The organism is Flavobacterium sp. I3-2 (genome assembly GCF_013389595.1).
GTDB lineage: Bacteria > Bacteroidota > Bacteroidia > Flavobacteriales > Flavobacteriaceae > Flavobacterium.
Genome location: NZ_CP058306.1, coordinates 412,589 through 424,569, shown reverse-complemented (window position 1 = coordinate 424,569; position 11,981 = coordinate 412,589). Strand labels below are relative to the sequence as shown.

At 30.2% G+C, this 11,981-nt stretch carries 13 protein-coding genes; 10 read left to right on the top strand and 3 right to left on the bottom strand.

The window, feature by feature from the left end; all coding sequences use genetic code 11:
* Positions 1-68 precede the first annotated feature (68 nt).
* Positions 69-788, bottom strand: a complete 720-nt coding sequence (gene ric / locus HW119_RS02045; RefSeq protein WP_177761034.1) for an iron-sulfur cluster repair di-iron protein — start codon at positions 786-788, stop codon at positions 69-71.
* A gap of 209 nt (positions 789-997) precedes the next feature.
* Between ric and HW119_RS02040 the strand changes: the two genes are divergently transcribed.
* The 7 genes from HW119_RS02040 to HW119_RS02010 all read left to right on the top strand — a co-directional run bounded on the left by HW119_RS02040 (position 998) and on the right by HW119_RS02010 (position 7,239).
* Entirely contained in the window at positions 998-1,468 is a 471-nt protein-coding gene (locus tag HW119_RS02040; protein WP_177761033.1) for a c-type cytochrome, read from the top strand.
* 11 nt (positions 1,469-1,479) lie between these two features.
* The gene (nosZ, locus tag HW119_RS02035) at positions 1,480-3,450 is read left to right on the top strand and encodes a Sec-dependent nitrous-oxide reductase (RefSeq protein WP_177761032.1); all 1,971 of its coding nucleotides are present in this window, start codon (positions 1,480-1,482) and stop codon (positions 3,448-3,450) included.
* Positions 3,451-3,512: 62 nt separating this feature from the next.
* Complete coding sequence (locus HW119_RS02030; RefSeq protein ID WP_255497951.1) at positions 3,513-4,106, top strand: hypothetical protein; 594 nt, start codon at positions 3,513-3,515, stop codon at positions 4,104-4,106.
* Entirely contained in the window at positions 4,103-4,534 is a 432-nt protein-coding gene (locus HW119_RS02025) for a nitrous oxide reductase accessory protein NosL (RefSeq protein ID WP_177761031.1), read from the top strand. The genes HW119_RS02030 and HW119_RS02025 overlap by 4 nt, the downstream gene beginning before the upstream one ends.
* The gene (nosD, locus tag HW119_RS02020) at positions 4,513-5,760 is read left to right on the top strand and encodes a nitrous oxide reductase family maturation protein NosD (protein ID WP_177761030.1); all 1,248 of its coding nucleotides are present in this window, start codon (positions 4,513-4,515) and stop codon (positions 5,758-5,760) included. The genes HW119_RS02025 and nosD overlap by 22 nt, the downstream gene beginning before the upstream one ends.
* On the top strand, positions 5,757-6,479 hold the full coding sequence (locus tag HW119_RS02015; RefSeq protein ID WP_177761029.1) for an ABC transporter ATP-binding protein: 723 nt from the start codon (positions 5,757-5,759) through the stop codon (positions 6,477-6,479). The genes nosD and HW119_RS02015 overlap by 4 nt, the downstream gene beginning before the upstream one ends.
* Positions 6,472-7,239, top strand: coding sequence for an ABC transporter permease (locus HW119_RS02010; RefSeq protein ID WP_177761028.1), 768 nt, complete (start codon positions 6,472-6,474; stop codon positions 7,237-7,239). The genes HW119_RS02015 and HW119_RS02010 overlap by 8 nt, the downstream gene beginning before the upstream one ends.
* A gap of 56 nt (positions 7,240-7,295) precedes the next feature.
* Here HW119_RS02010 and HW119_RS02005 read toward each other — a convergent pair whose 3' ends face one another.
* Both HW119_RS02005 and HW119_RS02000 read right to left on the bottom strand, forming a co-directional pair.
* A complete protein-coding gene (locus HW119_RS02005) occupies positions 7,296-7,964 on the bottom strand; it encodes a thioredoxin family protein (protein ID WP_177761027.1) in 669 nt (222 codons plus the stop codon).
* A 1-nt stretch (position 7,965) separates the two neighbouring features.
* Positions 7,966-8,457, bottom strand: a complete 492-nt coding sequence (locus tag HW119_RS02000; protein WP_177761026.1) for a TlpA family protein disulfide reductase — start codon at positions 8,455-8,457, stop codon at positions 7,966-7,968.
* 95 nt (positions 8,458-8,552) lie between these two features.
* On the opposite strand from HW119_RS02000, the gene HW119_RS01995 reads away from it, so the two are divergent.
* From HW119_RS01995 to HW119_RS01985, 3 genes are all read left to right on the top strand, one after another.
* On the top strand, positions 8,553-10,523 hold the full coding sequence (locus HW119_RS01995) for an endonuclease (protein WP_177761025.1): 1,971 nt from the start codon (positions 8,553-8,555) through the stop codon (positions 10,521-10,523).
* Positions 10,524-10,555: 32 nt separating this feature from the next.
* Positions 10,556-11,119, top strand: a complete 564-nt coding sequence (locus HW119_RS01990) for a hypothetical protein (RefSeq protein ID WP_177761024.1) — start codon at positions 10,556-10,558, stop codon at positions 11,117-11,119.
* A gap of 90 nt (positions 11,120-11,209) precedes the next feature.
* Positions 11,210-11,938 (top strand): hypothetical protein, encoded by a 729-nt coding sequence (locus HW119_RS01985; RefSeq protein ID WP_177761023.1) that lies wholly within the window; start codon positions 11,210-11,212, stop codon positions 11,936-11,938.
* Positions 11,939-11,981: the final 43 nt, after the last annotated feature.

The following is an 11,981-nucleotide window of genomic DNA, read 5'->3' as shown; positions in this document are numbered from 1 at the left end:
TTAAAATTACAAAAAATAATTATTCAAAATATTTTAGAAAGAATTGATTTTATGTTACTTATTTCAATTTAATTAAAAATTTGTTCTAGTTTTTTTGCTTCTAGAAATAAAATATTATTTTCTAAATGAATGTGCTTATGTAAATCATTTTCAAAATCTTCTAACATTTTATACACTATTTTATAAGTTGTACAGGCATCTGCAGGTGGCGTGTAATTATGGGTTAATAGCGCAATTTTTCTAAAGCGTTCACCTTCATTTTCATGTTCATTCATCATCATCGCAATCGGATTATCAACCGTTCCAAAATGTGGTTTTTCTAAATTTTGATTGTTTCGTTTATGATTAATCATTTTGTTGATAAATGGAAAAAGTATTAATTCTTCTTTTTTCATATGAACAGCCAATTCTTGAGCCGATTCTATAAATAGATTTTTGATTTCAAATAATTCGGGATGTTTATTTCCATGAACTTTGCATAATTTATTTAATAATTCTATCAAAACCAGAGATTTTTCTTCGACATATTTATGATGTGTTTTTTCGATATAATCGATAAGTGTATCAACTTCCCAGTTTTTGAAATCCGCATTTGAATCTTCTTCAGACATAATTTTACCTAAAGCATTCGTTACTGTTGTTTCATCTAAATTATTTTCTATGCAAACCTCTTTTAAAAATCGATTTCCTTTACAACAAAAATCAATATTTAATTTTTGAAATAATGCAGCTGTTTTAAAGTTAAAAGCTACGATTTCTCCTACGGTTGTTTTTTCTGATATTTCCATGATTTTTAGTTTATTTTTGTTTAAAATTTGTTTTATTATGTTTTAATTGTTATTTGTGTCGTTATTTTTGTTAATTTTATTTTGTTTCAAATCACAAATTTAACTCTTGTTTTTTTTAGTTTTTATGATTGTAATCATAACTAGTCGAGTTTATTCGACGTAAGTTAGTACTGTTAAAATAACCTAATGTTTAATAAAAATGAATAATTATGAAAATGAATATCTTATTAATTGGTCTTGTTTTATTTATGATATCTTGTGGAAAAAAAGACAATTCGACAAGTGATTTTAGTAAAACTTCAGCATCTGAAAGTACAGAAGTAAAAAGTGATTACGATCCTGTTTTGGGTGAAGGTAAGTTTGATAAAGTTGAATTAGCTGCGAATTTAGATCATGAAATGGCTAAAAGTGGTGAAGCAATTTCAAGTACAAAATGCACTTCATGTCATAAATTAACTGATGAAAAACTTGTTGGTCCAGGGTGGGCTGGCGTTACTAAACGTAGAGCACCTGAATGGATTATGAACTTTATAACAAATCCGGATCCGATGATTGATAAAGATCCTGCATTACAATCGCAATTAGAGATTTGTTTAGTGCGAATGCCAAATCAAAATGTAACGGACGATGAGGCTAGACAAATTCTTGAATATATGAGGAAAAATGATGGTGTTCAATAAAAGTATAAATCATGAAAAAAATATTAAAAAACACAGTAATTACCTTCTTAGGATTGGTTTTTTTCGCAGCTTGTAAACCAAAATCTGCTTCTGATGCTGTAAGTGGCGATGCCGCTCAAAAAGTTTATGTTGCTCCTGGAGAACATGATGAATTTTATTCGTTTACTTCGGGTGGTTTTAGTGGACAAATTTCTGTTTATGGACTTCCTTCAGGACGATTATTAAAAGTTTTACCTGTCTTTTCTCAAGATCCAGAAACTGGATATGGTTATGGCGAAGACACGAAACCTATGTTAAATACTTCGCACGGTTTTGTTCCTTGGGGTGATCAACATCACTTAGCTATTTCTCAAACAAATGGTGAATACGATGGAAGATGGTTGTTTGCAAACGAAAATAATACGCCTCGTATCGCTCGACTTGATCTAACCACATTTACAACTGCCGAAATTATTGAAATTCCGAATTCAGCTGGTAATCACTCTTCTCCTTTTATTACTGATAATACCGAATATGTGGTTGCAGGTACCCGTTTTAGTGTTCCGTTTGCAGATGAAAATGTTGATATTCCGATTAGCAGTTATGCTGAAAATTTTAGTGGAGCTTTATCTTTTATTAAAGTTAATCCAGAATCGGGAAGAATGAATATTGAGTTTCAGTTAAAAACACCGCCTGTTAATTATGATTTAAGTCACACAGGAAAAGGACCAAGTAGTGGATGGTTCTTCTTCTCGACTTACAATACAGAAAAAGCGCATACACTTTTAGAAGTAAATGCTTCTCAAAACGATAAAGATTTTATCTTGGCTTTAAACTGGAAAAAAATCGAAGAATTAGCAAAATCAGGTAAAGGACGAAAAGTAAAATCAAAATTTGCTCATAACGTTTACGACCATGATACACATTCTGCAACTTCTGAAATTATTGAAGAAGTACTTGTACTAGATATTAAAGATTTAAATGATGTTGCTTATTATATTCCTTGTCCAAAATCGCCGCACGGAGCTGACGTGGATCCAACCGGAGAATACATTGTAGGAAGTGGAAAGTTGGCGTCATTAATTCCAGTTTTCTCTTTTACAAAAATGTTAAAAGCTATCGATGATAAAAAATTTGATGGTGATTTTGATGGGATTCCAGTTTTAAATTACGACGCCGTTTTACATGGTGAAGTTGAGAAACCAGGTTTGGGACCTTTACATACTGAATTCGATGACAAAGGAAATGCTTATACTTCGTTCTTTGTATCTTCTGAAGTTGTGAAATGGGATGTAAAAACTTTAAAAGTTTTGGATAGACAACCTACTTATTATTCAACTGGTCACTTAACGGTTCCGGGTGGAGATACTAAAAAACCTTACGGTAAATATTTAGTTGCTTGGAATAAAATTACTAAAGACCGTTATTTACCAACAGGTCCAGAATTAACACAAAGTGCTCAATTATTTGATATATCTGGAGAAAAAATGGAATTGCTGTTAGATTTCCCAACAATTGGTGAACCTCACTATGCGCAAATAATTCCGGCGTCATTACTAATTGAAAAGCAAAAACGTATTTATGATATCAATCAAAATAAACATAAATATGTTGTTAAAAACGAAAACGATTCTCGTGTAGAACGAAATGGAAATCGTGTAGATGTTTATATGACATTAATTCGTACGCATATTACACCTGATAATATCGAAGGAATAAAATTAGGCGACGAAGTTTATTTTCACATTACTAATTTAGAACAAGATTGGGATTTACCTCATGGTTTTGCAATCTTAGGAAATAATAATTCTGAAGTTCTTATTTTACCAGGTGAAACTCGTACATTGAAATGGATTCCAACTAAAGTCGGCATTATTCCAATGTATTGTACAGATTTTTGTAGTGCATTACATCAAGAAATGCAAGGTTATATACGAGTGTCACCAGCAGGTAGTAATACACCGCTACGTTTTGGAACAGGTGATAAAGCTCCCAAAAATTAAATTTTAAATACAAGAGTTGCTTCTTAGTTTGAAGCAACTCTTTAAATACAAACCAATTCGTTATGACAGTTTCTAAAAATAAAATGTTAACATTATCACGTTTTCTCGTTGCATTTGCTGGACTTCTTTTACTAGCTGCTCTATTTTTTCCGATTTGGCAAATTCAATTAAGTGCGCCTCAATATCCTGAAGGATTAGAATTGTATATTCATGCAAGTAAGCTAAGTGGTGATGTACAGATAATTAATGGTTTAAATCATTACATTGGAATGCGAGAGTTGCATGAAAATGATTTTATCGAATTTACAGTTTTACCTTATATTATTGGATTCATTGGTATATTAGGAATCATTTCAGCAGTTTTAAATAAACGAAAATGGTTTATAATTTGGTTGATTATTTTTGTGCTATTTGGAGTTGCTGCAATCATTGATTTTTATTTATGGCTGTATGACTACGGACATAATCTTGACCCGAAAGCACCTATTCAAGTACCAGGAATGACGTATCAACCACCTTTAGTCGGATTTAAACAATTATTAAATTTCGGAGCTTATTCTATTCCAGCAATAGGTGGATGGTTGATGTTAGCTGCCGCATTTTTTTCTTCATTAGTATTAATTTTCGAAACAAAATTTAAAAAAAATAAAATATGAAACAATGCACTTTAATAATTATTCTATTGCTAACCACACTTATGATTTCATGTAGTAAAGAACCTCAACCCATTAATTTTGGTGTTGACAGTTGTAATCATTGTTTAATGAAAATTAGTGATGAACGTTACGGTGCAGAATTGGTTACTAAAAAAGGAAAAATTTATAAGTTCGATGATATGTATTGCATGAAAGCTTTCATTGAAAATGAAACCGTAAATTCAGAACAAATATTTTCACTTTGGTTGGTAGACTTTCATCAAACGAAGCAATTAATCGAAGCGGATAAAAGCTTTCTATTAGCTAATCCTGAACTTAAAAGTCCAATGGGTTCAAATACTGCTGCTTTTAGTAGTATTGAAAATCGTCAAATTCAATATAATGAACATTCAGGAACTCTATTATTATGGCAAGATTATTTCAAGTAAAACTATGTATTCTCGTATTGTTCTTATGTGTACAAAATTCATTTGCTAAAACAATAATTGTCGAACCTAATAATCCTGAAAAAACTTTAAAAAAAGCATTTGAACTTGCATCAGACGGAGATACCATTCTTATAAAAGAAGGTCTTTATTGCGAAGGTTCTTTAATTTTGAATAAATCGGTTACGTTAGTAGGAGAAAACTTTCCTGTAATTGATGGCGAAAATAAATATGAAATTTTAGTGATTGAACATGATAATGTAATGGTTAAAAATATTACTTTTTCAAATTCTGGTAGTTCGAGTTTCAAAGATATTGCTGCGCTAAAAATCAAAAATTCCAATCATGTAATCATAGAAAATTGCAAATTTAATAATAATTTTTTTGGAATTCATACCATAAACAGCAACTACGTTTCATATCTTAAAAATGAGTTGATTTCTGGACAAATCACAGGAAAACCTTCTGCGAATGGCATCCATATTTGGAAATCAAAACACCTAACCATCGAAGATAATAGTATTCATGGTCATAGAGATGCTATTTATTTAGAGTTTGTAGAAAAGTCTAAAATAAATAACAATAAATGTATCGAAAATAAAAGATACGGCTTGCATTTTATGTTTTCTCATGATAATGTTTTTACTAAAAATATTTTTGATAAAAACGAAGCTGGTGTTGCCGTTATGTACAGTAAACGCGTAGAAATGACAGAAAATGTTTTCAAAAAAAGTTGGGGTGGCGCAGCTTATGGCGTACTTCTAAAAGAAATTGATGACAGTAAAATTATTCGAAATGTTTTCACTGAAAATACCATCGGAATTTATGGTGATGGCGCTAATCGAGTTGAAATTTTTGAAAACAAATTCCTGAAAAACGGATGGGCATTAAAGATTAACGCAAGTAGTGCAGATATCGTTATAAGTAAAAATAATTTTTTAGGAAATACCTTTGATATTACAACCAATGGTAAACTTAAAGTAAAATCATTAAATCAAAATTATTGGGATAAATACGAAGGATACGATTTAGATAAAAATGGTTTAGGTGATGTGCCTTATCATCCGTTGAGTTTGTTCTCTGTTTTGGTTGAACGAAACGAATCTGCAATGCTTTTATACCGAAGTTTTATGATTACATTACTTGATAAATCTGAAAGAGTTTTGCCAAGTATTACACCTGATTACCTTAAAGATGAATCTCCATTAATGCAGCCTTTAAAATTATGATAGAAATACAAAACTTAAATAAAAAATTCGGAAAGCTAAATGTATTAAATGAGGTAAATTTATTTACTAAAAAAGGCGAATGTATTGCTTTAATTGGACCAAACGGTTGTGGTAAAACAACACTTATTAAATCAATTCTTGGAATGGTAATTCCCGATAATGGTTCGATAAATTTTGACGGACATTCCATTTTAAATAAGTTTGAATACAGAAATAATATCGGATATATGCCTCAGATTGGTCGTTATCCCGATAATATGAAGGTTGGTCAAATTTTTGAAATGGTTAAAGAAATTCGCCAAAATTCCAATTTAGATTTAGAGCTTTATGAATCTTTCAAAATAGCTGAAATTATTGATAAAAAAATGAGTACACTTTCTGGAGGAACAACCCAAAAAGTTAGCGCTTCACTTGCTTTTATGTTTAATCCGGAAGTTTTAATTTTAGATGAACCAACTGCAGGTTTAGACCCGATTGCTTCTGAAATTTTGAAAGAAAAAATTTTGAAAGAAAAAGCTAAAGGAAAATTGATTTTAATCACCTCACATCTGTTAAGCGAATTAGATGATTTAGTTAGCGAAATTGTTTTTATGCAAGACGGTTGTATTCAATTTCACAAATCTGTTCAATTGCTAAAAAGCGAAACTCAAGAAGATAAAATATCCAAAGCAATAGCCCAAATTTTAAAGTCAACTTCAAATTTTAAATCGCATGAATAAGATTATAAAAATTATTTTTTTAGATATTCTTAAAAGTAAAATCGTAATAGCTTATACGATAATTTTAGCCATTTTATCTTGGAGTTCTTTTGCTTTAGAAGGTAACGCCTCCAAAGGAATTCTGACTGTTTTAAACGTAATACTTTTTACCGTTCCGTTAGTTTCAATCTTATTTTCAACCATTTATATTTATAACAGCTCAGAGTTTATCGAGATGATTTTAAGTCAACCTGTTAAAAGAGAGAAAATTTGGATTGGAATTTTTTCAGGTCTTTCATTAAGTTTATGTCTGGCTTTTTTGTTAGGTTCTGGAATTTCGTTACTGGTTTATTCTTTTGATTCCATCGGATTTATGATGATTTTGATGGGATTACTCATAACCATTATTTTTGTTTCATTGGCCTGTTTATGTTCAATTTTAACAAGAGATAAAACCAAAGGAATCGGATTATCAATAATGATATGGCTTTATTTTGCGATATTATTCGATGGAATTATTTTATTCTTGTTATTCCAATTTTCAGATTATCCGATAGAAAAAACAATAGTTGGCATTACAACATTAAATCCGATTGACCTTGCTCGAATTCAAATTTTAATGCAATTAGAAGTTTCAGCAATGATGGGTTACACAGGAGCTATTTTTAAAAATTTATTAGGTACTTCGGTCGGATTGTTGATTTCGTTTGTCTTATTATGTCTATGGTTTTTTGTTCCTTTTTACATTTCGAAAAAGAAGTTCGCAAAAAAAGATTTATAAATTTAATTATAAAAAAAGCCGTTTCACTTATTTTGAAACGGCTTTTTTACAATTTTTTATTTCGTTTTTATTGTGCATCCAACTGCAACGGTTGTTGGTTGTTGAATTTCTTTTCCTGATAATAAAGCATCTACAGCTGCCTCAACATATTTTTCGGTAACCGCGTTGGCATCTTCATAATTGTTATCAATCGTACCAATATATTTCACGATATTTTTATCATTTTCTTTGTTTAAAATAAAAACATGAGGCGTTTTTGTTGCTCCGTAAATCGGATAAACTTTTTGTCCTTCATCAAACAAATAAGGAAAAGTAAATCCTTTTTCTTTTGCACGAACTTTCATCGCTTCAAAACTATCTTCAGGTTGAACCGTTGGGTCGTTCGGATTTATAGCAATTACAGGATAACCCAAAGAAGCATATTTATTATTCAAAGCAACAATTCTATCTTCATATGCAACTGCATACGGACAGTGATTACATGTGAAAATCACAATAAAACCTTTTGCATCTGGATAATTTGCAAGCGAAACCATTTGGTCATCAATGTTTTTTAATGAGAAATCTATTGCTTCATCTCCAATTTTATAACCAGTTTTTTCAGTTACAGTAGTTTCAGTTTTTTGAATCGAATCGTTTGTCGTGTTTTGTTCAGTAGTTTTATCTTCTTTTTTGCAAGAAATAAAACTCATAACAACTAATAACAATATTAAAAGTTTTTTCATATTATAAATTTTGTTTAATTATTTTTTCAAGTGTTTCGTAATTCAATGTATTCGGAACAAAACCAATTTGTTCACCATTTTTATAAAAAGCTGTTGCTGGAATTTGTCCATCCCATTGTTTGTTAATTATCGGAATCCAATTATTCATTCGCGTATTATCATCTAATAAATAAGTATCTGCAACAATATTATTTTCAGAAATGAAAGGTTTCATTTTTGATTCAAAATCTTTTGAACGGTCTAATGAAATTAAAATCATTTTAAATTTTTGATTTTTGAAAGTTTCATTTGCTTTTGTAAAATGAGGCATTTCTTCAACACATGGAGCACACCATGTCGCCCAAAAATTTACCACATAAAGAGTGTCATTTTTTTTCTGAAAATTTTCGAAAACTTGTTCGTATTTACCTATTTCAATTTGCTGATTTTCGGTTTTATCATTTTTACACGAAAAAAAAAGCAGAGTTGATAAAGCTATAAAATATTTGGTCATTTTAAATATTATTAAATTGTTAAAATGTAGTGAGTTAACTGTTTGTGTAAAAAAAGCGTTTATTAAAACGTATCTTTGTCATAAATATAATAAAAATGTTTAAAAAACTACTTTCACTTTCAGGTTTACTTTTTGGTTTATCTGTAAACGCACAACAATTTGTTATTAACGAAATCGATTCGGATACGCCAAGTACCGATTTACTTGAATTTGTTGAAATTAAATCGCAACAACCTTTTACTTCGTTAGATGGTTATGTATTGGCTTTTTTTAACGGAAATACTTCTGGTTCTACTGCATTAAAAGTTTATTATTCTGTTGATTTAACTGGACTTACAACTGATGCAAATGGATTGGTTGTTATCGGAAATAGCGGAGTTTCTCCAACTCCAAGTTATATTATTCCAAATTCAACGATTCAAAATGGTCCTGATGCTGTAGCCATTTATCAAGGAAGCATTTTAGATTATCAAGAATTTACACCTGCTTCTCCAACCAATTTAATTCATGGAATTGGACATGGAAATACGGCAACTCAACCAACTGAGCTTTTAGCAGCTTTAGGAATTACAACGTACGCTTACGAAAATCAATCTGGGCAACAAACAGCACATTCAATACGCAGAAACAACGATGGAAGTTACAGTGCTGGAACTCCAACTCCTGGCGTTTTAAATGATGGAACTGGAATTGTTTTTAATGGAGTTACAATTACTGTCGATACAGCAGATAAAAATGAAGGTACAATTTTACCTATTACATTTACAACACAACAACCTGTTACTGCCGATTTGAACTTTACATATAGTTTGATAAATGGTAATTTTAATGCAGATGATTACGTTGCCGATTTAAATGTTACTATTCCTGCTGGACAGACATCGGTGATTAAAAATATTGAAATCTTGGCTGACGGTTTAGCAGAAGGTGACGAAGCTTTACGTATTAAGTTTGGAAATTTACCATCTGGATTTGTTCGTATGAACGATTTTATTTTTATTAATATAATCGATTCAGATTTTACAGTTTCTAATTTTGGAACACCTTTAAATCCGACTTATGGTCAAGTTACACCAACTTATGCACCAGATTATTACAATTCTTTAAATGGTTTAGCTGGAGCTGAATTGAAACAAGCTATTCAAAATATTATTGCAGATCCAACTTTAGTTCGAAAACATTCGTATGGCGATATCGTTGAAATCTTAAAAATTGCAGACCAAAATCCATTAAATAGTAATGAAGTTTGGTTGTTGTATTCAGAAACACCTCGTGCAAAAAATCTATATCAATTAGGAAGCGTAACTACAGGTTATTGGAATCGTGAACATATTTATCCACAATCTCGTGGTGGATTTGCTAACGGAACTTCAACCGAAGCTGATGGAATTGATATTTGGGAACCAACCAATGCTGATGATTTATTTGCAGGACATTCTGATGCACATCATTTACGTGCCGAAGCTGGTAACGTTAACAGTTCTCGTGGAAATAAAGATTATGGTTTAGATGATTATAACGGACCATCTGGAAGTCAAAACAGTTGGAAAGGAGATGTTGCACGTGCATTATTTTATATGGCAATTCGTTACAATCAATTAGATTTAGTGAACGGAAATCCAGCTGATGCAACGATGTATCAAATGGGAGATTTGGCAACTTTATTGGCTTGGAACACATTAGACCCTGCCGATGATTTTGAAATGAACCGAAATAATTACATCCAAACGTGGCAATATAATCGTAATCCGTTTATCGATATGCCAGCTTTAGCAAGTTATATTTGGGGTGAAAATGCCGGACAAGTTTGGAATGGTGTACTTTCAAATGAAGATTTTACTGGTGTAAATTTTGTAATGTATCCAAATCCAACAGAAAATGAATTTACAATTTCAGGTTTAGAAAACGATGCTCAAGTTGCCATTTATAATATGATTGGACAAAAAGTTGCAGAACATAAATTTTATCAAACAACAACAATTCCAGTTACTTTTCAAAGTGGCGTTTACTTAGTAAAAGTAACTTCAAATGATAAAGTAAAAACACAAAAGCTTATTGTAAAATAAATTGTATTTTCGCATTTAAATAAAAGCAAAATATGGTTATCACAGGAGAAATTAAAGAAGTTTCCAAAACGAGTTTTACAATAGGAGAGAAGATTGTTCAGCAACAAATTATTCGTGTTGAATATACCTTTTACAGATTTGTAACTACGATTTGTTTTGCGGCTTCAGATGATTTTAAACTTCCTGAAGATATAAACGAACTTTATGATTTTGAATTTGATATTCGAACCAAATATATTGGCGATAAAATTTATACCGATTTTTTTCTAAAAGCAATGCAGCCAGCAAGTAAAATTGGAGATGAAAATTATCTAATAGTTGCCAAAACGAATTTCAAAAAAGAAAAAATCGAAATTTTAAAATCAGAAGAAATAAAAGGTCGTACAAAACATACCGTTGCTTTATTTCCAGAAGATACAAAACAACGCATTGTTTATGGTTATTATTGGGAAGATAATGCACATTTAACTGAAATAAACGAAATTGATTTACTTCAGCTTAATTGTAAAAGTTTGCCTTACAAAAACAAATGGATTAACAATGTAGAAGTTTGGCGAACCATTACAAACGATAATTACATAGGAAGTATTATATAAACAAAACGCTCAACCGAAAAGTTGAGCGTTTTTGTATTTTAATTTTTTGTATCTTTTCATTTGATATATTTAGATTTTTAAAAAATAGAAATGAAAAGTTTTATCTTAATTATATTCCTTTCCTTGTTTTTTATTTCTTGTAAAAGAGAAAAAGAAAATTTATTAGAGGCTGAATTTACTTCTTCAAATCTTGGAGATTATCGTAAATGGATATTAATCAAAAGCGACAGCACTTTTGAGTTAAAAGTTTATGATAAAGTGTTTGATGACCCAATTAAGAAAGATTCACTTTCAGGTAAAGTTAAAATTAAAAACGACACCATTTATTTCGATTCCAAGAACCATTTTTTCTGGGCCGAAAAAGCAATTTTAAAGGATGGATTTATTGAATTTTTTCAAGATGAGCAAGTAAATAAATTAGAAATTATCAAATCAAAATTGAATCAATCTCAAACAATTGATTATTCTCAGTTTCCTAATTATGCTGTTTTCCCATATATTGATAACCATATTGAGCTTCGATATTATGAACTAACTACCAAAGATTTATTACAAATTGATAAACTAATTAGAAATGAAATAAATACTAATGCCAAATTAAGAGATTATTCCGATTATATATTTCAAGTTTCTTCTTTTTTAAATTCTAAAAATGAAATATTAGTTGATGTAGATTTATTTTGTAATGACATTTTTAATGAGAATTTTTTTAAATTTTCTCCAATAAGAATGAAGGATGGCGGGAATTGTAATGTATGGATTGAACTCAATTTATCTAAAAATGAAATTCTAAACACACATATTGCTGGTTCACTTTAATTAATAAAAGAAGTCGATTTCTGTTTTGAAATCGACTTCTTTA